Below are 22,101 nucleotides of genomic sequence, written 5' to 3'. Positions count from 1 at the left end.
GAAATTTGTTCTTATTCATATGCTTGCAGATATTTCCTATGTAATTCCTTAACTGTATCCGTGAGTTGCGGCAAATCGCCCGCGTTCAGGACGATGTCGTCGGCCTGGCTAAGTCTTTGTTCTCGCGTAACTTGTTTGGCCATGATGGCCCGGATTTCAGCTTCGCTCAGTTGGCTGCGCCGCATCACGCGGCTGATCTGCACGTCCTCGGGACAATCCACGACAAGTGTTCGATCGATGACGTGCCGATAGCTTCCGGTTTCCAACAGCAGGGGAACGGCCAGCAAGCAGTAGGGCTGGTCTTGCGGCAAGGCGGCCAGTTGCCGCATGGCTTCCTGCTGGATCAAGGGGTGCAAGGCGGCTTCAAGTTGTTTTAGCGCGGCGGCCTGCCCGAACACCTTGGTGCGCAATTTGGGGCGATCGATGGCCCCGGCGGGGGTGAGGAAGCCATCGCCGAATAGCTCGCCTACCGCCAGCGCGCCGGCTTGTCCGGGCTGGCTGATCTGATGGGCGATTTGATCGGTATCGACCAGCGGCACGCCTAGCGTTTGAAACAGGTCGGCCACGGTGCTTTTGCCTGATCCGATTCCGCCGGTAAGTCCAATGATATGCATGGATAAGAAATTCGAATTGCCACTTGGGGGAACAAGCGGCCTCCCGGCAAGGGAGGCCGTATGAGCGCTGCCTAGAGCGCGCCGGCCCAGATCAGCTGGTTCAGTGCCGGCCCCCAGATCAGGGCGATCAGCCCGGCCATGGCCAGATAGGGGCCGAAAGGCAGCGGCTTGCTCCAACCACGGTTGGCCAGCAAATGCAGGGCGATGCCGATCACCGCGCCGACGAGCGAGGACAGCAGGATGACGATGGGCAGGGCTTGCCAGCCCAGCCATGCGCCGATGGCCGCCAGTAGTTTAAAGTCGCCATACCCCATGCCTTCCTTGCCGGTGGTCAGCTTGAATAGCCAATATACCAGCCAGAGGCAGAGGTAGCCGGCGGCGGCGCCAACCACGGCATGGCTCAAGGGGACGAAGGTGGCATCCAGGTTGATTAGCAAACCCAGCCATAGCAAGGGTAACGTCAGGCTGTCCGGCAGCAGGTAGGTATCGACATCGATCCAGAACAGCGCCATCAGGACCCAGCTGAACACGATGGCGCCGAAGGCGGCGGGGCCCCAGCCGAAATGCCAGGCCAGGCCGGCGGAAATCAGGCCGGTAGCCAATTCGACGACGGGGTAGCGGACCGAAATGGCTGTCTTGCAATGCCGGCAGCGGCCGCGCAGAACAAGCCAGGACAGTACCGGGATATTGTCGTAGCCGGCGATCTGCCGTCCGCAGCCTGGACAGGCCGAGCGCGGCTTGACCAGGTTGTAGACGGGCCGCGCCGGCGGCTCCGTCTCGATCGGCAGATCGATGATGGCGCATTCGTGCCGGAATTCCGTTTCCATCATCTTGGGTAGGCGATGGATAGCGACATTGAGAAAACTGCCGACCAGCAAGCCAAACATCAAGGACGCAAGGATAAACAACGCCGGAAAAGCAGCCAAGGCCTCCAAAAGCGACATGGAATCAGCCACCGACCGCTGCACCCATCTTGAAGATCGGCAGGTACATGGCGATGATGATGCCGCCGATGATAGGGCCGAGCACCATCATGATCAGCGGTTCCATCAGGCTGGTCAGTGCCTCGACCGCCTCATCCACTTCCTGTTCGAAAAAGTCGGCGATCTTGCCCAGCATGGCATCCAGCGCGCCGGATTCTTCGCCGATGGCGACCATCTGCAGCACCATGGAGGGAAATACCTCGGTGTTCTGCATGGCCACGGTCAAGCTGGTACCGGTGCTGACTTCATTTTGAATCCGCTTGGTGGCGTCGGAATAGATGATGTTGCCGGCGGCGCCGCCCACCGAATCCAATGCCTCCACCAGCGGTACGCCGGCGGCGAACATGGTGGACATGGTACGGGTCCAGCGCGCGATCGTGGCCTTGCGCATGATTTCACCCAGGATGGGTAGCCTCAGCAGGGTTCGGTCGATCAGGTGCTGGAAGGGAATCGAACGCTTCTTCAGTTCCAGGATGCCGTATATCCCGCCACCGATGGCGCCGAAAATGGCCCACCAGTAACCCAGGAAGATTTCGGATACGTCGATCACGAATTGGGTCGGGCCGGGTAGATCCGCGCCGAAACCGGAGAACAGGTCCTTGAAGGCGGGAATCACGAAAATCATGATCACGGAGATCACGATAAAGGCCGCCACGACAATCGCCGTCGGATAGAACAGCGCGGATTTGATCTTGCCCTTGATGGCCAGGATCTTTTCCTTATAGGTTGCCAAGCGGTCGAGCAGGGCATCCAGAATACCGGCCTGCTCACCGGCCTGTACCAGATTGCAGAACAGCTGGTCGAAATACAGCGGGTGCTTGCGGAATGCCTGCGTCAAGCTGGAGCCGGTTTCCACATCGTTCTTGATATCGTACAAGAGGCGGGAGACGCTGGGGTTGGCGTGGCCTTTGGCGACGATGTCGAATGCCTGCAGCAGGGGGACGCCCGACTTCATCATCACGGCCATCTGGCGGGTGAAGAAGGTGATGTCCTTTTCCGTGATCTTCTTGCCGCGCGAGCGCGACTGTTTCTTGATCTTGAAGACGGTTATGCCTTGCCGGCGCAAATTGGAGCGCACCACCGCATCGCCCACGGCGCGCATTTCGCCCTTGAGCGTCTTGCCGGTCCTGTCCTTGCCTTCCCAGGAAAACGTCTGTTCCTTTACCTGGGATTTTTTGTCCACCGCCATGCCATTGCTCCTTGACCCGTGGGCCTTATTCGTTGGTTACCGCTTCGACTTCCGTCAGCGAGGTCATGCCTTGTTTGACCTTCAACAGGCCCGACTGGCGCAGGTCGCGAACACCTTCGCGCTTGGCCTGGTCGGCAATGTCGATGGAATTTCCTTGCGCCATGATGATGCGCTGCATTTCTTCCGAAATCGGCATGACCTGATAGATGCCAACTCGTCCCTTGTAGCCGGTGCCTTTGCAGATATCGCAGCCCACCGGGCCATAAGGTTGCCAGCTGCCATCGAGGTCTTCTTCGGAAAAGCCCGCGCTCAGCAAGGCTTCGGGCGGGATGTCCAGCGGCTTCTTGCAGGCGGTGCATAGCTTGCGCGCCAGCCGTTGGCCGGTAATCAGGATGACCGAAGAAGCGATATTGAATGGCGCGATACCCATATTCAACATCCGCGACAAGGTCGCCGGGGCGTCATTGGTATGCAGGGTGGAGAACACCATGTGGCCGGTTTGGGCGGCCTTGATGGAGATGTCGGCCGTTTCCAGGTCGCGGATTTCACCCACCATGATGATGTCCGGATCCTGGCGCAGGAACGACTTCAAGGCGGCGGCAAAGGTCAGGCCGGCCTTGTCGTTCACGTTGACCTGGTTGATCCCCGGCAGGTTGATTTCGGCCGGGTCTTCCGCCGTGGAAATATTGATACCCGGCTCATTCAGGATATTGAGGCAGGTATATAGCGAAACGGTCTTGCCCGAACCGGTCGGGCCGGTCACCAGCACCATGCCGTAGGGGCGGTGCACGGCCTCCAGCAAGGCGGCCTTCTGGTCCGGCTCGTAACCCAGCGCATCGATCCCCAGCGTGGCGGAGCTGGGGTCCAGGATACGCATACAAATCTTCTCGCCGAACAGGGTGGGCAGCGTGGACACCCGGAAGTCGATCGCCCGCGTCTTGGACAGTACCAACCGCATGCGGCCATCCTGCGGGACGCGCTTTTCCGAGATGTCGAGCTTGGAGATCACCTTGATCCGCGAGGACATCTTGTCCTTGATGGCCAGCGGCGGTGTGGCGATTTCGCGCAGCACCCCGTCGATCCGGTAGCGGATGCGGTAGAACTTCTCGTAGGGTTCGAAATGGATGTCGGAGGCGCCGCCGTTGATGGCGTCCAGCAGGATCTTCTGGATGTATTTCACGACCGGTGCGTCATCCACCTCGGCCGAGCCGACGTCGGGTTCCGCCGCGGCTTCTTCGCCGCCCGCCAGATTGAGGTCTTCCTGATCGACCACCATGTCTTTAAGGTTGGAGCCGGTCGCTTCCACCAGCTTCTCGATCAACTGGCCGAGTTTTTGATCCTCCACTACCACCGGCTCGATCACGGTGCCGGTCTGGAACTTGGCATCTTCCAATGCCTGCAGGAAGGTCGGGTCGGAAATGGCGACGAATAGCTTGGTGCCGCGTTTGTAGAGCGGCGCGATACGTCGGCTCTGCATCAGCTTGACATCGAGTACGCCGGAGGGAATATAGGCGGCGTCCATTTGCGCCAGGTCCAGCATGGGATAGCCAAACGTGTTGGAAGCGAACTCCGCAACTTCCAGGGCCGATAATTTTTTACTGGCTACCAGGGCCTGTACGAAATGGTTATTGCCGTTTTGCGCCTGAATCTGAATCGCTTCCGCATCGGCCTCTTGCAGGCGGCCTTGCTGGACGAGCGCGCGGGCGATGCCGGAGAGTGGGGAAGGGGCTTGCGCCATGTGTCATGCGTCCTTGCTGATTTAAGGCTGAAATTCCGAACAAGTACCAAACGGGCATGGATGAAGAATACGTTGTTTATTCATCATCTTGCTTGCACCTGGCTATGCCGGGTGTCGGGCCACGTTCAGTATGAATACCCGTTCGGAGCATTCCTGGCGCGAACTACGCCGTTTATGGAGGCTGGCACAAATAATGCCTTTGTCAAGTTCGTCTGTAAAGCGAGAAAGCCTTATTCCGCCTGGTTTTTATAGCCGAAAAACGATGTGGATGACAGTAAATCCTTATGTTGCAATGCTGGATATAAGGCTTACAAATCCTTTACCGTGCAAATGGCACGCGGCCGGGTACGCCGTTTTTGCGAAGCGATTCGGCGATGGAAAGCGATAAAAAGCGATGCGCACGCGGTTTTCAGAATGTTGCGAGGCGTGGCTATATTCGGACTTGGTGATGCGGGGGCGGTGGGGATTATTGAACGAGGGGAAGTTGCACTGACTATTTGAATCGGTCGTGCGCAAACCCCTCCCCGTGCTGTCTTTTTGCTTCACCTTCTTAACGGTGTAGTACTGCGTCCAGGACGAAGCGGCTGCCAATATAGGCTAGCAAGAGCAAGGTAAAGCCGGCCAGGGTCCAGTTCACCGCGATGCGGCCGCGCCAGCCGCGTGTTTGGCGTCCCCACAGCAGGGCGCCGAAAACCGTCCAGGCAGCCAAGGAAAAGACGATCTTGTGATTGAGGATCAGCGAGTGGCCGAACAGCTCCTCGGCGAATATGGCCCCCGTCGCCAGGGTGGCGGTAAGCAGGGTGAAGCCCAGGCTGAGGGTGGAAAACAATAAACGCTCCAGCGCGAGCAGGGGCGGGAGCTGGTGCAGCAGGCCGCGCGAGGGGTGGTGCAGTTCGTGGTCGGCCAGGCGCATCAGTACGGCAAGGCCGGCGGCAACCGCCAGGAAGCCGTAGGCCAGCATGGCGATGGCGAAATGCGCCTGCATCAGTGGCGAGATCAGCCAGGGCGTGGCGTGGCCGGCGGGAACCAGCAGGCCGATGCCCAGGGAGAAGGCCGCGACCGGCAGCAGGATGGTTTGCAAGCCGTCCAGCCGGATGGGCCAGGCCGCCACCCAAAAAATCAGCACGGCAACCCAGGTCAGCAGCGCCAAGGCTTCGCGGGCGCCAAAATGCGGCAGGGTGCTGGCCAGCGGGAAAAATGCCAAGGGAGCGTGGATAAGCAGCAACCCACCCAGCAGCCAGTGCGCCGGGGTGTGGCGATAGGGCCGGCCGCTGTTGGCGGGGTTGCGGTGGTTGTACCAGGCCCAGGCAGCCAGTGCGACATAGCCGAGCCAGATCAATGTGGCGAAATGCGGATGAAGTATAGGCATGAAGGCTTGATAGAAGCGTGAGCAAGTCAGGTAAACTTACGTGTTCGAGTTTAACAGAGCGCCGCCCGGCGCCTATTGAGAATTGCTCCTATGTTCGACAACCTGCAAAGCCGCCTGTCATCTGTTGTGAAAAACCTGCGCGGTCACGCGCGGCTCAGCGAGGACAATATCTCGGACGCCATGCGCGAGGTCCGCATGGCATTGCTGGAGGCGGACGTGGCGCTGCCGGTGGTGAAGACCTTCGTGGCGCAGGTAAAGGAGCGCGCGCTGGGCCATGAGGTGATGGGTAGCCTGACCCCCGGCCAGGCGGTTATCGGCGTGGTACACGACGAGCTGAAGAAGCTGATGGGCGAGCATAACGACGCGCTCAACCTGGCGGCGGTGCCGCCGGCCATCGTGCTGATGGCCGGCCTGCAGGGGGCCGGCAAGACCACCACCACCGGCAAGCTGGCCAAGAAACTCAAGGATGAATCAAAGAAGAAGGTGCTGGTGGTGTCGGCCGACGTTTATCGGCCGGCTGCCATCGAACAGCTCAAATTGCTGGCCGGGCAGGTGGGGGCGGAATGGTTCCCGTCCGATCCGGGGCAGCTGCCTATCGATATCGCGCGGGCGGCGCTCGACCATGCCAAGCGCCATTTCTTCGATGTGCTGATTGTCGATACCGCCGGCCGTTTGGCCATCGATGAAGCGATGATGGCCGAGATCAAGCAGCTGCATGCGGCGCTCAATCCGGTCGAAACCCTGTTCGTGGTGGATGCCATGCAGGGCCAGGACGCGGTCAATACCGCCAAGGCGTTTGGCGAGGCCTTGCCGCTGACCGGCATTATCCTGACCAAGCTGGACGGCGATTCGCGCGGTGGCGCCGCGCTGTCGGTGCGCCATGTCACCGGCAAACCGATCAAATTTGTCGGCGTGGGCGAAAAGGTCGGTGGCCTGGAGCCCTTCCATCCCGAGCGGATGGCTTCGCGCATTCTCGGTATGGGCGACGTACTGAGCTTGATCGAGCAGGTGCAGCAGAACGTCGATGTGGAAGAGGCCGAGAAGCTCGCCAAGAAGATGAAGACCGGCAAGGGTTTCGATCTGGAAGACTTCAAGTCGCAGATTCAGCAGATGAAGAAGATGGGCGGCATGGCCGGCCTGATCGACAAGTTGCCCGGCATGGGCCAGATGAGCCAGGCCATGCAGGGGCCGGATGCCGACAAGGCGATGCGCAGGGTGGAGGGCATCATCAATGCCATGACGCCGCAGGAGCGCCGCAAGCCCGAATTGCTCAAGGCCAGCCGCAAGCGCCGGATCGCCGTGGGTTCCGGCGTCAGCGTGCAGGAAGTCAATCGGCTGCTGAAGCAGTTCGAAGACATGCAAAAGATGATGAAGCAGTTTTCCGGCAAGAATATGTTCAAGCTGATGAAGGGCATGAAGGGCATGCTGCCCGGCATGTAATGCCTTGAGTTGCAAGATGTTCTTGCTAGTTTCATGGTGTCGGATGTAAAATCCGCGCCTTTTTCCGCCTAACCGATTTAGGAACAAACAATGGTTGTGATTCGTCTTGCCCGTGGTGGCGCCAAGGATCGTCCGTTCTTCAATGTGGTCGTGGCCGACAAGCGCTGCCGCCGCGACGGCCGCTTTATCGAACGTCTCGGCTTCCATAACCCAGGCGCCAAGGAAGGTGAAGAAGGTACGCGCATCGCCGCCGACCGTCTGAACCACTGGATCGCCAATGGCGCCCAAATGGCCGACAGCGTCAAGAAACTCGTCAAGCGTCTGCCGGCTTAAGTGCCGAAAGTCGCTAGCGCTGCTATGACGCCGCTAAGCCAGCAACCCATCGTTGCGCCGCAGGCCGGTGTACCGGCCGACCTGGTGCCGATGGGATTTGTCGCGGGCGCCTTCGGCATACGTGGCTGGGTCAAGGTTGTTGCCGACACCCAGTACGCCGATAGCCTGTTCGACTACAAGACCTGGTGGTTGGGCCGCGACGGTAATTGGCGCGCCTACCAGGTTGAAGAGGGCAATAGCCAACCTAAAAGCCTGTCGGCCAAGCTGACGGGTGTGGCTGATCGTGATATTGCCTTTGCACTCAAGGGTATGACGGTCGCTGTGCCTCGCTCCGAGATGCCTCCGGCGGAAGAAGGTGAATACTACTGGGCCGATCTGATCGGCCTGGCGGTGGTCAATCTGCAGGGAGAGTCGCTGGGCGCGGTGGATGAACTCCTCAGTACCGGCGCGAACGATGTGCTGGTGGTGAAGGATGGCAAGACCGAGCGTTTGATTCCGTTTATCGGGCCGGTTGTGCTCGATATCGATCAAACGGCCCGGGTGATCAAGGTCGATTGGGGCCTGGACTACTGACGTGCGGTTCGACGTCATCACGATTTTTCCCGCCATGTTCGACGCTATCGCGCAACATGGCGTAACCCAGCGGGCACGCGATCAAGCCATTTTTGATCTGCACTGCTGGAATCCGCGCGACTACAGCACCGGTAACTATCGCCGCGTGGACGACCGCCCCTATGGCGGCGGTCCCGGCATGGTGATGTTGCCGGAGCCGCTGGAATCGGCCATCGAGGCAGCCAGGGCAGCGCAGATGGCTGCCGGCGTGGCGCGGCCGCGCTTGGTCTATATGTCGCCGCAGGGCGCGCCGCTGCAGCACGAGGTGGTGATGCGCCTATTGGCCGAGCCTGGCCTGATCGTACTGGCGGGCCGGTACGAAGGGGTCGACGAGCGGGTGATCGCGCGACAGGTGGATGAAGAAATCTCCATCGGCGATTACGTGCTTTCGGGCGGCGAGTTGCCGGCCATGGTGTTGATCGATTCCTTGGTGCGGCAATTGCCGGGCGTGTTGAATGACATCGCCTCGGCACAGGAAGACAGTTTTGTGGACGGGTTGCTCGATTGCCCGCATTACACCCGTCCCGAGGTATATCGTGGCATGGACGTACCGGCGGTTTTGCTGTCCGGCAACCATGCGGCGATCAGGTGCTGGCGATTGAAGCAGTCGCTGGGGCGGACGTGGTTGCGTCGGCCCGAGCTGCTGGAAAAGCGCCAGCTGACAAAAGAGGAAGCTCGGCTTCTCCGCGAGTTCCAGGCCGAATATCGGGCTGGCCGCGATGAGAAGGAACAAGCTTCGCACACGGAGTAGTGCAAATGAATCTGATCCAGATCCTGGAACAAGAAGAAATCGCCCGTCTGGGCAAGACCATCCCCGATTTCGCTCCCGGTGACACCGTCATCGTGCAAGTGAAGGTCAAGGAAGGCACCCGCGAACGTCTGCAGGCTTACGAAGGCGTCGTTATCGCCAAGCGTAACCGCGGTCTGAACAGCGCCTTTATCGTCCGCAAGATTTCTTCGGGCGAAGGCGTCGAGCGTACCTTCCAGACTTACTCGCCACTGGTTGCCGCTATCGAAGTGAAGCGTCGCGGCGATGTTCGCCGTGCCAAGCTTTACTATCTGCGCGATCGTTCGGGCAAGTCCGCACGTATCAAGGAAAAGCTGCCGGCCCGCAAGGTCGTGGCTGCCGCGAAGTAAGCGGTTTAGCGCTTGTCCTGGAAAACGCGAGTATCGCAAGATGCTCGCGTTTTTTCATGTTCGGCTGGAGCGATGATGTCTCACCCTTCTCCCGCGGATCTGGGGCGTATCGATACGTTTCTGGATGCTACCTGGCTGTCCGACGGCTGGTCCCAACATACTGCCAGCAATTACCGGCGTGACCTGTTGCAATGGGCGGGCTGGCTGGCGGCGTGCGAGCGGGACAGCTTCACCGCGACAGCTGAGCACTTGCGGGATTTTCTTGCCACCATGGCGGCCAACCATGAGGCCTGCAAATCCCTGTCCGAGCCGGACAAGCGCAAGCTGGCGACGATGGCGAGAGGTAAGAATCCCGCTTCGCGCGCGCGCTTGCTGTCGGCTTTACGTCGCTATTACCGCTATTGGCTGGAGCTGGAACAGCTGGCATTGGATCCGACCGCCGAGCTGGAAGGGCCGCGACTGACGCGACCGCTGCCCAAGACGCTGTCCGAGCGCGAAGTGGAGGCCATCCTGGCGGCGCCCAGGCCGGATACGCCGCTAGGCGTGCGCGACCGTGCCATGCTGGAGTTGATGTATGCGAGCGGCCTACGGGTGTCCGAATTGGTGGCGCTGTCCTTGGCCGCCGTGAACTTGAATGAGGGTTCGATCCGGATCGAGCAGGGCAAGGGCAACAAGACCCGCCTGGTTCCCATGGGCCAGCCGGCACAGCAGGCGTTTCGCCTCTATCTGGCGCAGGCCAGGCCCGAGTTGCTTGGCGGGCGAGCCCATCCCATCGCCTTCCTCAATGCCCACGGCGAGCCGATGACCCGGCAAGGCTTTTGGTACATCGTCAAACAGCATGCCCTCGGCGCGGATATCCCTGCTTCCCGCTTGAGCCCGCATGTCTTGCGCCATGCCTTCGCCACCCATCTGGTCAATCACGGCGCCGATTTGCGGGTGGTGCAATTGCTGCTGGGCCACGCCGATATCACCACCACGCAAATCTATACCCATGTCGCCAAGGCGAGGCTGGCCAGCCTGCATGCCGCGCATCATCCGCGCGGCGGCTCACGCTGATTCGTGAAGAGGGCGGCTCAGGAAGTCTTTTCCGCTGCCTCGGCCGGCTTTTTCAAGCATTCGCTCATGAATTTCTTGCGCTCGTCGCCCTTCTTGCCGGTGGCTTCCTGGTTGCAGGTTTTCATTTTGCTTTGCTGGGTGACCACCTTGGTCTTCAGGCATTCGCTCATGAATTTTTTGCGCTCGTCGCCTTTCTTGTCGCCGGCATCCTTGTTGCACTGACCCATCTTGCTCTGCTGCTTGTTGGGCTCGTCGGCCGCATGCGCCATTCCGAGGGTGCAAAGCGCGAAGGCGAGAAGCGTAAGATGTTTCATGGCGAACTCCGGTGTAAGGATAAGGGGAGTTGCAGTGTAGAAGAGCGTTTGAATTGCGGCAAATCAGCCCGCGCGGACGCTGTGCTAAAATCGTCGACTTCCGATGAATTGCCAGGGACTGCTGCAAAAAATCATCAATGCGCGCTAAAGCGGCCTATCTTCGCGCCGGCGTCATTTCGGGTTTATTCAGTATTTCCTGATACGTGAGGTTTAAATCATGGCAGGCCATTCCAAGTGGGCAAATATTCAACACCGCAAGGGTCGTCAAGACGCGAAGCGGGGGCAGCTTTTTACCCGTCTGATCAAGGAAATCACCGTTGCCGCTAAAATGGGCGATCCCGATCCGGCGACCAATCCGCGCCTGCGCCTGGCCGTGGACAAGGCGCTTGGCGCCAATATGCCCAAGGATAATATCCAGCGTGCTATCGATCGGGGCGCCGGTAATCTGGAAGGGGTGGATTACCTGGAAACCCGCTATGAAGGATATGGCATTGGTGGCGCTGCGGTGATGGTGGATTGCCTGACCGACAACAAGACCCGCACCGTGGCTGATGTACGGCATGCCTTTAGCAAGTACGGCGGCAATATGGGTACCGACGGCTGCGTATCCTTCCAGTTCAAGCATTGCGGCTATCTGATCTTCGCGCCCGGCACCAATGAGGACGCATTGATGGAAGCCGCGCTGGAAGCGGGCGCGGACGATGTGGTGAGCAACGAGGATGGTTCGATCGAAGTGATTACCCCTCCCTACGACTTCGTGACCATCAAGGAAACGCTGGAAGCCGCCGGTTTCAAGGCCGAGATGGGCGAGGCGACCATGAAGGCGCAGGCCGAAACCCCGCTGGAGGGGGATGATGCGTTGAAGATGCAGAAGCTGATCGATGCGCTGGAGAGCCTGGATGATGTGCAAGAGGTCTATACCACTGCCATCATGGATGAATAAATCAGCAGCACGGCGGTACGCCCGGAAAGGCACCTATGTATCACACGCCTAATTATCGCCATCGAGGCACGCGCCGCTGGGTTGACCAGCTGCGCGGCATGCTGGGCAAGCGGGTCAAGCGCCAGCTGCCCGAGCCGGGGCCTCGCCCCAATATCGGCGACTATATTGCCTATCGCGACTTGATCATGAAGATCAGCGAGCCGGTAGCGGAAGACCTCTGGTCCTGGTTGGTGTTCGTGCGTTGGCGGCAGGTCTATCCCGCCCGCGACCGGCGCCAATATCGCCGGCTGCCGAGCGAAAGCTTCCGCCGATTCGCCCGGGCGGAAACCGACCAGCGCGATGCCATCATGCTCCAGCTGCTGCGGCAGCATCGCGCCGCCGATACCATAATGGGCGCGCCCCGCTAGGGGCCGCTGGCTTGGCAGGGAACCCCATGTCCAGGCTGAGCTGGCGCCCGGTGTTCCCGGCTGCTACAACGCAAGCAAGGGTCCTGGGCTCGCCATCCAGGCGGTTCCAGCTTCGGCCCGGTCCTTGGCTCGACGTCGCCCACCCATGATGCCCGTCCTTCGCAAGCTGTTGCGCCGCTTTTCCTGGTGGCACTGGTTCGCCGTGTTCGCCCTGTTGGCGTCGCTGGATTATGGCGTGCTCGACGCCGGGCAAATCGTCGACCAGCGCGGCATGGATATCCTGGTGCGGCAGCATGCGCTGAGCAGGCCGCCGTCCAGCGAGGTGGTGGTGATCGATATCGACCAGCGCTCGCTGGAGGAAATGAACGGGCAGGCGGGCAGCTGGCCCTGGCCCCGTTCGGTACATGGCGAGCTGGTCGGCTACCTGGCGCGGCAGCAGCCACGGGCGGTGGTATTCGATTTCCATTTCAACGAACCCGATATTTTCCGTCCCGAGCACGACCAGGCCTTTGTCGATGCTGTGGCCGCCCAGACCAATGTCTATCTCTCGATGGCGCTGAGCGATAGCGGCTTGGGCGCCGCCGTGGCGGATATGCCCGCCGCGGTGGGTATGCAGCCTACCCCTGGTGCCGACCCGCGTAGCCATATCCCGCTTCTGCTGCCCCTGGTCATGGCCCAGCACGGCCATCCGGAAGCGATGCGCGGCGGGCTGATCAATTTCTCCGAAGATAGCGACCGGGTCGCCCGCCACTACTATCTATACCGTGAGCGCCAGCATTGGCGCTTCCCCTCCATGCCGGCCCGCCTGGCCAAGGACAATGGCTGGCCGATACCGGCGGGAGACCGCATCCTGCTGAACTGGCGTAGCGCCTGGCGGCACGTGCCTTATGCCGATGTCTATGCCGATGCCCAGCGGGAGAAGCCGCTGCGTGCCGCTGACGAATTCCGCGACAAGATCGTCGTGGTGGGAACGGCGGCGCCAGGTTTGCAGGATCTGCGGGTGACCTCCCTGGGGAGTACCTACCCGGGCGTCGATATCCTGGCCACGGCCATCGACAATCTGCGGGCGGGCGATTGGCTGCGTGAGGTGCCGCGGCCCGCCGCCCTGCCTTTCGCCGTCTTGTTGCTGGCGGGCATCGCCTATGTATTCGCGCGCGGGATCAGTCCTACCCGGATCGCCTATGGCTTGCTGGGGCTGAATCTGGCGGTGGTCAGCCTGGCTTGGTGGCAGCTGGGACGCGGGGTATGGCTGCCGGCCTTTACGCCTTTGCTGTTCGGTTGGCTTTTCTACTGGCTGTGCGCGCTGCTGGCGTATTTGCAGGAGCGGCAGCGGCGCGAGCAGGCTATCGGCATGTTCGGACGTTTTCTCGATCCCAGGGTGGTGGGCGATCTGCTTGCCCGTGGTGAGATCGACACCGGTGCGAATGCGGAAAGCCGACAGATCACCGTACTGTTTTCCGATATTCGCGGTTTTACGACCTTGTCGGAGACCCGTTCGCCGGAAGCCATCGTCTCGCTGCTGAATCGTTATTTCTCCACGCAGGTCGAAATCATATTTCGCCACGGGGGGACGCTGGATAAATTTATCGGCGATGCCATCATGGCCTTCTGGGGCGCGCCGGTGAATGACCCCGACCATGCCCGCCATGCGATTCTGGCCGCCATGGAGATGTCGCAGGCGCTGGTTCGCTTCAAGGCGGAGCTGACGGACCTCGGCCATGACTTCGAGATCGGCATCGGTCTCAATAGCGGGCTCGCGGTTGTCGGCTTTATCGGTTCGCAAGACCGGCTGGACTACACTGCGATAGGTGATACGGTGAATCTGGCCAGCCGGATCGAAGGGCAGACCAAGGGCGTGGCGCGCGTGTTGGTGGCCGAGTCCACCATGCAGGCGGCCGGCCCGGTCTTTGACTACCGCGATTGCGGTTTGCACCACGTCAAGGGCCGCGAGCAGGATGTGCGCCTGTTCGAGCCCAGTCTCCGGGAATAATAAAGGGAGTCACAACGATGAAACCATGGAAACCAGCACTGTTGTTGCTGCTGTTCGCCACGGCGGCCCATGCCGCCGAAACCGGCACCCTGATGCGGGCGGCGGAACTGAAGCAGAAGCCGTTTATCGATGCGGCAAAGGTGGCCGATCTGGCCAGCCAGGCGCCGCTGGAGATCGTGCTGCGGCAGGGCGCCTGGATGCAGGTGAAATCGGGCGGACAGCAGGGTTGGGTCAAGATGCTGAATGTCCGTACCGGCGGCGCCACCAAGGCGGGGAGTGCGGGAGGCGGGTTCCTGTCGGCGGTCAATCTGTTCAAGACAGGCAGTTCCGGCACCACCGTGACCACCGGCGTCAAAGGCCTGTCGGAAGAGGATCTGCGCAATGCGCAGCCCAATATGGAGCAGTTGGCCAAACTGGGTGGCTATGCCGCCAGTGCCGACGAAGCGGGCCGTTTTGCCAAGGCGGGCAAGCTGGCCAACGAGCGCCTCGACTATCTGCCCAAGCCGTCCACGGCGCAGGCCAACGACGAAAATCGCTGAGGGGATGGCCATGCGTAAATTATTGTTGCCGCTATTGCTGGCCTGTTTTGCCTTGCCTGGCCAGGCCTTCGATTTCGGTAAGCTGATCAAGGGCCTGGAGACTGTCAAGAAGGCCGCCGATGCCAAACGCGATATCGGCGAGCCGGAAGAGATCCAGATGGGCGGCGAGCTGGCCGCGACCCTGCTGGGTGCCTCGCCGCTGGTGGACGATGCCGAGCTGCAGCGTTACGTCAACCGGGTCGGCATGTGGCTGGCGCAACAAACCGAGCGGCCCGGCCTGCCATGGAAGTTTGGCGTGATCGAACATCCCAATGTCAATGCCTTTGCTACCCCCGGTGGGCATATCCTGATTACCCGTGGCTTGTTCCAGCGCCTGCGCAGCGAGGCGGAACTGGCCGGTGTGCTGGCGCACGAGATATCCCATGTGCTGCAAAAACATCAGCTCAAGGCGATTCAGAAAAGCATGGGCAGCGCCGTCTTCAGCGATATCGCCAGTCAGTATGCCGAAAACAGCGGCAAACCCAGGGCCGATGTATTGGCCAAGGTGGTCAGCGGCGGCAAGGAACTGTTTCTGCGCGGTCTGGACAAGGATGACGAGTTCGAGGCGGACCGCATGGGCGTGGTGATCGCTGCCCGTGGCGGCTACAACCCTTATGGCCTGGTCGGGGTATTGCAGACACTGGCCGAAGCGCCGTCGGATGGCGCTTTCGCGCTGATGTTCAAGACCCATCCGGCGCCGAACGACCGGCTCGATCGCTTGGGGAGTGCCATGGGTGAGCGGCTGGATGGCCTGGAGAAGACCGTGGATGATGTGCCGCGCTTTGCCAGGATGAAGCGCTGAAGGACAACCGAAAGCCGGCGACGCAATGAAACGCGCCGCCGGCCCCAAGCGGCGAGCGAAAGCCCGCCGCCAGGAGGGGACTAGTATTTCATCCGCAGGCCGAGGTAGTACTGGCGGCCGTTGGTGTAGAAGGAACGTGGCTGCTTCGCCCCGGTCTTGTCATACACATAGGATTTCAATACCGGGTTGTTGAGGTCCTTGGCATCCAGGGTCAGCGTCAGATTGTCCGATACGGTGTAGCTGAGCGAACCCATCAAAGTACCGACGGCGTCCTGGTAGATGGCGCTTTTACGGTCGACGCCATTGAGGAAGGCCGAGCGGTAGTTGTAGGCCAGCCTGGCGCTGAAACCGTTCTTCTCGTAGTAGGCGCCCAGATTGTAGGAATGCTTGGCGGTGCCCACCAGGTCGCAGGCATGGCTTTCGCCGCCGTTCTGCAGGTTTTGGCAGTAGGCGCTTGTTTCCTTGCCGTTGGCGTAGGTGTAGTTGGTATTGAAGCCAAAGCCATAAGCCAGCGGTTGTTCCAGCGCGACTTCGAAGCCCTGTACCCGGCCGGTGGTGTTCTGGGCGGCGGTCAGGGTGTACTCGGTATCCCTGCCTTGCGTCTGGTTGAAGAAGGTCTGCTTATAGGTGCCGTAAGACACATAGGACGACAAGTCCATATGATAGAGGCCGACCGAGAGCAGGGACTTGGGGGCGTAGTACCACTCGGCGCCGATGTCGAAGTTGGTGGCGCGAACCGGCTTGAGATTGGGGTTGCCGCCGCTGCCGGACAAGACCAGGTCGTTCAGGGTCAAGCTGCCCAGTGCGCCAAAGTCGGGACGCGACATGGTCTTCGACAGGGCCATCCGGGCGATCAGGCTGGGGCTCAGCTCGAGCTTCAGATTGGCGCTGGGGAGGATGTCGGTATAGCTGTTCGACGTCAGCACGTCCTGGTACACGCCGTTCTTATCCTTGCGGTTGTTGTGCACATCTTCCTTGGTATGCACCACCCGCACGCCGATATTGCCACGCAAGTTGTCGGTGCCCAGGGTGGCCATGGCATAGGCCGCGGTCACCGGTTCCTCGATGCGGAACTCCGTGTCCAGATTACGTCCATCCAGCACCTGGTACTTGTTGCTCCAATCCACCACGGCCGACATGGGCAGTTGCCAGACGTTCTTCAGCACCGAGCCGCCCAGATGTGAGCCGAAGTCGCCGGGATAGAGGCTGGTGGGGCCGACATTGACGAATTTGCCTGCATCGAGCGTCTTCAGCTTGAACGATTCCAGCTGACGCTCATGCTTGGAAAAACGCACGCCGAACTTGACCGACTCCAAAGCGCCCAGCCCCAGGTGATAGTCGCCATCCGCCTGGGCGTACCGTTCCTTATCGACCGACAAGGTGCTGCTGCCCCAGCCGCCTATCCCGTCCGCATTGGGTGCGTACTTGTCGGCGCCGGGAATGACCACGTCGGCCGGGTTGTCGATGCCATGCAAGTTATAGCTGCCGCCGGTATAGCCGCTACCCACCTCAAAGCCGATATCGCGCGGGGTGCTGCCTTCGCCCTTGGTGCTGCCCAGCTTGCCGCTCAGGGTCAGCCGGTCCGAGGCCTTGAATTTGCCGGCCAGATTGATGAATTGCGATTTGGCGCTGGCGCCGGGACGGGCGATCTGGTCGGTGACCAGCGAGCCGCCGCAGTCGCCATTCAAGGCGGCCGGGCAGGTGCTGGGGAATTCCAGCGAGGTGACGGTGCCACCGCTGATGGTGTATTTGGACGGCGATACACCGTGGGTCAACGGTGATACGGCCCATTGCATGGCATTGCGGTTGTAGTTGGAGGCCTTGAGCTTGGAGCTGAAACCGGTCAGTTCTAGATTGATATCGCTGCTGGGCTTGAATTGCACGGCGATCAGGCCGCCGTCGCGTTTGCGTTCCTGTTCGAAGTAGGCCGAACCGGTCAGCAGGCTGACATACTTGCCCTTCAGGTCGGGATGGGCGGCCAATACCTCCTTATTCTTGCCCCATAGATTGTCTATGGTGTCCCACCAGAGGAACTCCTGGCCGTCGCGGCGCGTCTGGCGCTTTTCGCTGAAGGCTTGCAACAGCACACCGAAATTGCCTGCGTCGTTCTTCCAGTTGACCTGGCCGCTCAGCTGCGGGTCCCACTTGGCGGACAGGTCCGAGTAGACATATTCCACCGAACCGGAGGCCGATAGCGGCTTTTTGGCATCCAGCGGATGGCGGGTCTGGATATCGACCGAGCCGGCCACGCCGCCTTCCACCAGGTCGGCGCGGGCGCTCTTGCTGATCACCACGGTATCGACCAGTTCCGACGGCAATAGCGAGTAGCTGACGCTGCGGCCCGAGGCGGACTGGTTCAGCACGTACCAATCGCCGGTGCCGACGGCATGGCCGTTGATGGTGGTGGCGGTCAGGCTGGGCGGCGTGCCGCGCATGCTGACCCGGTCGTTCTCGCCGAAGCCGCCTTCGGTGCCGCTGGCGGTAATGGTATTGACGCCCGGTACGCGTTGCAGCGAATCGGCCACGTTCTTGTCCGGCATCTTGCCGATATCTTCCGCGCTGATCACCTCGACCAGCGAATCGGCATTCTTCTTGGCGGTGAGGGATTTGAACTTGGAGGCACGAATGCCGGTGACGACGACGGCCTCTTCCTTGACGGTCGCCGGTGCGCCGGTCGCAGCTTCCTCGGCCCATGCCGGCAGCCCGGCACCGAGCATGGCCAGTGCCACGGCCGCTGCAATCGGCCTTGGTTGATGCTTCATCCCGCGTACCCCTTTGTTAAACATGCCGCTCTCCTTTAGTTTTGGTAGGTACCACTCATGGGTAGCCGCACGGCTACAGCGGCCAAGAAACGCTGCCGCGAAAATCAGGGTCGAAATCAATGGGTGACCAGGGCCTGGCCGTCGGCATTGAATAGATGGCAGGCGTCCCATTGCGGCCGTAGCCAGACTTGCGATCCACGCGTGGGGGCGGCTTCCTGCCCCGCCAGCGAGAAAGCGATCCGGTGATCGGCCCCCACGACGCGGCTGTGGACGATTTGCTCGCCACCCAGGTGCTCGATCAGATCGACCTCGACCGGGATGCTGTTGGGTTGGGCTTGCGCCTGCCAATGGATATGTTCGGGACGAATTCCCAAGGTCAGGCTATTACCAGCGCTGAGCGCGCATTTGCCTGGCAGAGTAATACTGGTATTGCCTGATAAAATAATATCGCTACCACTTTCGTGGCCGCTGCCGAAATGGCCGGGCAGGAAGTTCATGCGCGGTGAGCCCAGGAATCCCGCCACGAACTGGTTGGCCGGCCGCTGGTAAAGTTCCAGCGGGGTGCCGACCTGTTCGATGCGGCCGGCGTTGAAGACGGCGATCCGGTCGCCCAGGGTCATGGCCTCGACCTGGTCATGGGTGACATAGATCATGGTGGTGGCCAGTTCGGCATGCAGCTTGGCCAGTTCGATGCGCATCTGCACCCGGAGCGAGGCGTCCAGGTTGGAGAGCGGTTCGTCGAACAGGAAGACGTCCGGCTTGCGGACGATGGCGCGGCCGATGGCGACACGCTGGCGCTGGCCACCCGACAAGGCCTTGGGCTTGCGGTCGAGCAGGTGGGTGATCTGCAGGATATCGGCAGCACGGGCTACCGTCTCGTCGATTTCACGCCGTGGCCGCTTTGCCAGTTTCAGGCCGAAGCCCATATTCTCGCGCACCGTCATATGGGGATAGAGCGCGTAGCTTTGGAACACCATGGCTACGCCGCGCTTGGCGGCGGGCAGGTCGTTGACCATCCGGTCGCCGATATGGAGTTCGCCGCCGCTGATATCTTCCAGGCCGGCGATCATGCGCAGGGTGGTGGTCTTGCCGCAGCCGGACGGGCCGACAAAGACCATGAATTCACCGTCGCGTATCGCTAGGTCGATACCATGGATGACGGTGGGGCCGTCCTCGTATGTCTTTTGCAGCTTATGCAATCTCAATTCGGCCATGGCCTAGCAGTCCATTGAAGTGGTAAATACTAATTGACACCGCTTTAATACCAATTAAATACAATACCGATTCAATACCACTGTAACAACACTGTCAACGCCTTTAGCGCGCTTGTCTGTAAGTGTTGCATTTGCGTCGTAGGGAAGATGGCGCGAGGCGCGGGGAGCCGGCGCCGGGCAAGGGTTGCGAAGACGCCTGCGGCGCCGGCAACCCTGTGCCGGGGATGGGGAGGTGGATTAGCTGTGGATATCGTCCAGCGGCGCGGGCAGGCTACCCGTGGCTTCCCATTCGCCTTTCAGCCAGCCGACTACCGCATCGAGGGCCGGTTCGACGAAGCCGTAGCTGACCAGGGCGGGGCAGGCCAGGTCGGCGGCGGCGTAAGGGTTCCACAGCGCCAGGTGCAGGTCGGGCCGCCATTGTCGGCGCTGGGCTTCGTCGTAGCGGGCACGGGTGGTGGTGGCAATGATGGTGAATACGCCGTCCTGCGGTAATTCGGCCCATTCCAGTTCCTCGCGCCGGCGGAAAGTGCGCACATCGAGCTGATAGAGCGGGGCAAGCCGCTTGGTCAACGCCTCGGCGGACAAGCCGGGTTCGGACACGCCGTCCGAGGGGGCGTCGGCCTGCAGCACCAGACGTACCCTGCCGCCCAAGGGCGGGCGGGGGGCGGTGCCGACCAGGGTCAGCGCGCGGCGCCAGGCCAGGGCGAACAGGGCTCGGTCGGCCGCCTCCTGCTCGGCGCTGTAGCCGCGCTGCACGGCCGGATAGCGCTGGATCATGGCATTGACGCGCTGGTCCGCTTGCGCCAGCCGAGCCTGGCTCAGCTCGCCGGTCGCCACCGCCTCGCGCAAGGCCGTGCCGGCGGCGGCCATTTCGTCCGGGAATTGCAGCACCAGCGATAGGTCCGCGCCGGCGGCCAGTGCCATCACGGACCCGCGCGCTTGCCCCCAGCGCTCGCGGATGGCCTTCATATTCATGCCGTCGGTGATGGTGACGCCCTGGTAGTCCCAGTTGTCGCGCAGCAGCGTTTGCAGGATGGCGGGGGACAAGGTGGCCGGACGTTCCTCGTCGAAGGCGGGAAAGACGATATGGGCGCTCATCAGTCCCGGCGTCTGCCGAATCAGCGCATGGAAGGGCGACAGTTCGTATTCCTCGATGGCCGAGCGTGATTTGTCCACGATGGGCAGCGCCAGGTGCGAGTCGGTATGGGTATCGCCATGGCCGGGGAAGTGCTTGACGCAGGTGGCCACGCCTTCGGCCAGATGGCCTGCCATCCAGGCGCCGGCCAGCCTGGCCGCCCGCTGCGGATCGGCGCCGAAGCTGCGCTCGGCGATGACCGGATTGCGGGGATTGTTGTTCAGGTCCAGTACCGGCGCGTAATTCCAGTTGACTCCCAGCGAGGCCAGGCCGCGGGCGATGGCGGCGCCGACCTGGTAGGCCAGCAGCTCGTCGCCGCTGGCGCCCAAGGCCATGGCCGAGGGGGCGGCGGGCAGGAATAGCGTGCGCATGACCGCGCCGCCTTCCTGGTCGATGCCGATCAGCAGATCGTCGCCCAGCGCGGCCTTCAGGTCGGCGACCAGGCGGCGGGTGCCGTCGGCGCTGGCGACGTTGCGGCGAAACAGGCAGATGGCGCGGATATGCTGTTCTTGCAGAAAGGCGGCTTCCGCCGGCGTCAGTACCTCGCCGGCGATATCCACCATCAGGGCACGGCCGGCCAGTCGGGCCAGGTTCAGGTCTTGCGTCATTTCACGGCACCTTCGAAACCGCGCAGGAAAAAGCGCTGGGTAAATAGAAACACGATCAGGATGGGCAGCACGGTCAGGACCGCGCCGGCCGCCACCACGCTGGTCTTGGAACCGAACGTGCCGGCCAGGTAGGACACGCCCACGCTGAGCGGGAATTTGTCCGGGCTGGTCAGGACCACCGCTGGCCAGATGTATTGGTTCCAGGCGCTGACCAGGGTCAGGATGGCCAGCGCCCCCAGGGCGGGCTTGGTCAGGGGCAACATGACCCGCCAGAAAATCTGCCACTCGTTGGCGCCGTCGATGCGGGCGGCATCGATCAAATCGCGCGGTACCGCTTCGAAGGCTTGCTTCATCAGGAAGATGCCGACCGCGCCGGCCAGTCCGGGCAGCACCACGCCGGCCAGGGTGTCGGCCAGTTGCAGCTTGGCGATGGTGATGAAGTTGACCAGGAAATTGATCTCGGCCGGCAGGATCAGGGTGGCGACGATGGCGCCGAATACCAGCTTGCGGCCCGGGAACTGCATGGTCGCCAGCGGATAGGCCGCCAGGCTGCAGATCAGCAAGGTGCCCACTACCGAGGCGGCCGAGATCAGGATGGAATTCTTGTAGAACAGCACCAGCTTGATGGTCTGGAACACCTCGACGAAGTTCTGCAGGCCCGGCTCGGTCGGCCACAGGCGCGGCGGAAAACTATAGACATCGCCGCTGGTGGACAGGGCGGTGACCAGGGTCCACCAGAAGGGGTAGACGGTCAGGATCGCCAGCGCGGTCAAGGCCAGGTAGTGGGGCAGATGGCGGGCCGCCCGGCGCGCACGGCGCAGCACGCGGCTTCCGGCCAGGGTGGGACGACGCTTGCTGGGGGCGAGGGACATGGTCG

21 protein-coding genes are annotated in these 22,101 nt (G+C 61.5%); 11 read left to right on the top strand and 10 right to left on the bottom strand.

What is annotated here, in order from left to right:
- Positions 1-11: 11 nt before the first annotated feature.
- The 5 genes from coaE to FNU76_RS08215 all read right to left on the bottom strand — a co-directional run bounded on the left by coaE (position 12) and on the right by FNU76_RS08215 (position 5,893).
- Positions 12-614 carry a dephospho-CoA kinase gene (gene coaE, locus FNU76_RS08235; protein ID WP_144277751.1) on the bottom strand — a complete coding sequence of 201 codons (603 nt, stop codon included), beginning with the start codon at positions 612-614 and terminating at the stop codon, positions 12-14.
- 71 nt (positions 615-685) lie between these two features.
- Positions 686-1,558 carry a prepilin peptidase gene (locus FNU76_RS08230; RefSeq protein WP_144277750.1) on the bottom strand — a complete coding sequence of 291 codons (873 nt, stop codon included), beginning with the start codon at positions 1,556-1,558 and terminating at the stop codon, positions 686-688.
- Between the two features lie 4 nt (positions 1,559-1,562).
- Positions 1,563-2,786: a type II secretion system F family protein gene (locus FNU76_RS08225; protein WP_144277749.1), complete on the bottom strand. Its 1,224-nt coding sequence runs from the start codon at positions 2,784-2,786 to the stop codon at positions 1,563-1,565.
- A 25-nt stretch (positions 2,787-2,811) separates the two neighbouring features.
- A complete protein-coding gene (gene pilB, locus FNU76_RS08220) occupies positions 2,812-4,524 on the bottom strand; it encodes a type IV-A pilus assembly ATPase PilB (RefSeq protein WP_144277748.1) in 1,713 nt (570 codons plus the stop codon).
- A gap of 550 nt (positions 4,525-5,074) precedes the next feature.
- Positions 5,075-5,893 carry a cytochrome C assembly family protein gene (locus FNU76_RS08215; RefSeq protein WP_144277747.1) on the bottom strand — a complete coding sequence of 273 codons (819 nt, stop codon included), beginning with the start codon at positions 5,891-5,893 and terminating at the stop codon, positions 5,075-5,077.
- A gap of 90 nt (positions 5,894-5,983) precedes the next feature.
- Here FNU76_RS08215 and ffh point away from each other — a divergent pair, with 90 nt between their 5' ends.
- The 6 genes from ffh to FNU76_RS08185 all read left to right on the top strand — a co-directional run bounded on the left by ffh (position 5,984) and on the right by FNU76_RS08185 (position 10,471).
- Positions 5,984-7,333: a signal recognition particle protein gene (gene ffh, locus FNU76_RS08210; protein ID WP_144277746.1), complete on the top strand. Its 1,350-nt coding sequence runs from the start codon at positions 5,984-5,986 to the stop codon at positions 7,331-7,333.
- Between the two features lie 90 nt (positions 7,334-7,423).
- A complete protein-coding gene (rpsP, locus tag FNU76_RS08205) occupies positions 7,424-7,666 on the top strand; it encodes a 30S ribosomal protein S16 (protein WP_144277745.1) in 243 nt (80 codons plus the stop codon).
- Between the two features lie 24 nt (positions 7,667-7,690).
- A complete protein-coding gene (gene rimM, locus FNU76_RS08200) occupies positions 7,691-8,239 on the top strand; it encodes a ribosome maturation factor RimM (protein ID WP_144277744.1) in 549 nt (182 codons plus the stop codon).
- 1 nt (position 8,240) lies between these two features.
- Positions 8,241-9,029: a tRNA (guanosine(37)-N1)-methyltransferase TrmD gene (trmD, locus tag FNU76_RS08195; RefSeq protein ID WP_144277743.1), complete on the top strand. Its 789-nt coding sequence runs from the start codon at positions 8,241-8,243 to the stop codon at positions 9,027-9,029.
- Positions 9,030-9,034: 5 nt separating this feature from the next.
- The gene (gene rplS / locus FNU76_RS08190; protein WP_144277742.1) at positions 9,035-9,415 is read left to right on the top strand and encodes a 50S ribosomal protein L19; all 381 of its coding nucleotides are present in this window, start codon (positions 9,035-9,037) and stop codon (positions 9,413-9,415) included.
- Positions 9,416-9,490: 75 nt separating this feature from the next.
- A complete protein-coding gene (locus FNU76_RS08185; protein ID WP_223879266.1) occupies positions 9,491-10,471 on the top strand; it encodes a site-specific tyrosine recombinase XerD in 981 nt (326 codons plus the stop codon).
- A 17-nt stretch (positions 10,472-10,488) separates the two neighbouring features.
- Here the strand turns inward: FNU76_RS08185 and FNU76_RS08180 are convergent, their stop codons facing one another.
- Positions 10,489-10,785 carry a PsiF family protein gene (locus FNU76_RS08180; protein ID WP_144277740.1) on the bottom strand — a complete coding sequence of 99 codons (297 nt, stop codon included), beginning with the start codon at positions 10,783-10,785 and terminating at the stop codon, positions 10,489-10,491.
- 217 nt (positions 10,786-11,002) lie between these two features.
- On the opposite strand from FNU76_RS08180, the gene FNU76_RS08175 reads away from it, so the two are divergent.
- The 5 genes from FNU76_RS08175 (at position 11,003) to FNU76_RS08155 (ending at position 15,505) form a co-directional block, all read left to right on the top strand.
- On the top strand, positions 11,003-11,728 hold the full coding sequence (locus FNU76_RS08175; RefSeq protein WP_144277739.1) for a YebC/PmpR family DNA-binding transcriptional regulator: 726 nt from the start codon (positions 11,003-11,005) through the stop codon (positions 11,726-11,728).
- A 35-nt stretch (positions 11,729-11,763) separates the two neighbouring features.
- On the top strand, positions 11,764-12,135 hold the full coding sequence (locus FNU76_RS08170; RefSeq protein ID WP_144277738.1) for a hypothetical protein: 372 nt from the start codon (positions 11,764-11,766) through the stop codon (positions 12,133-12,135).
- Between the two features lie 145 nt (positions 12,136-12,280).
- Entirely contained in the window at positions 12,281-14,125 is a 1,845-nt protein-coding gene (locus tag FNU76_RS08165) for a CHASE2 domain-containing protein (RefSeq protein ID WP_144277737.1), read from the top strand.
- A 17-nt stretch (positions 14,126-14,142) separates the two neighbouring features.
- Positions 14,143-14,664, top strand: coding sequence for an SH3 domain-containing protein (locus FNU76_RS08160; protein WP_144277736.1), 522 nt, complete (start codon positions 14,143-14,145; stop codon positions 14,662-14,664).
- A 10-nt stretch (positions 14,665-14,674) separates the two neighbouring features.
- Positions 14,675-15,505, top strand: a complete 831-nt coding sequence (locus FNU76_RS08155; protein WP_179958400.1) for a M48 family metalloprotease — start codon at positions 14,675-14,677, stop codon at positions 15,503-15,505.
- An 80-nt stretch (positions 15,506-15,585) separates the two neighbouring features.
- Here the strand turns inward: FNU76_RS08155 and FNU76_RS08150 are convergent, their stop codons facing one another.
- From FNU76_RS08150 to FNU76_RS08135, 4 genes are all read right to left on the bottom strand, one after another.
- Complete coding sequence (locus FNU76_RS08150) at positions 15,586-18,291, bottom strand: TonB-dependent receptor (protein ID WP_223879265.1); 2,706 nt, start codon at positions 18,289-18,291, stop codon at positions 15,586-15,588.
- 92 nt (positions 18,292-18,383) lie between these two features.
- Complete coding sequence (locus tag FNU76_RS08145; protein ID WP_144277733.1) at positions 18,384-19,481, bottom strand: ABC transporter ATP-binding protein; 1,098 nt, start codon at positions 19,479-19,481, stop codon at positions 18,384-18,386.
- Between the two features lie 237 nt (positions 19,482-19,718).
- Positions 19,719-21,224, bottom strand: coding sequence for a beta-N-acetylhexosaminidase (nagZ, locus tag FNU76_RS08140; RefSeq protein ID WP_144277732.1), 1,506 nt, complete (start codon positions 21,222-21,224; stop codon positions 19,719-19,721).
- Positions 21,221-22,096, bottom strand: a complete 876-nt coding sequence (locus FNU76_RS08135; RefSeq protein ID WP_144277731.1) for a carbohydrate ABC transporter permease — start codon at positions 22,094-22,096, stop codon at positions 21,221-21,223. Before FNU76_RS08135 ends, nagZ begins: the two co-directional genes overlap by 4 nt.
- Positions 22,097-22,101: the final 5 nt, after the last annotated feature.

The sequence above is a fragment of the Chitinimonas arctica genome, assembly GCF_007431345.1.
Lineage (GTDB): Bacteria > Pseudomonadota > Gammaproteobacteria > Burkholderiales > Chitinimonadaceae > Chitinimonas > Chitinimonas arctica.
This window is presented reverse-complemented; position numbering and strand designations above follow the sequence as displayed.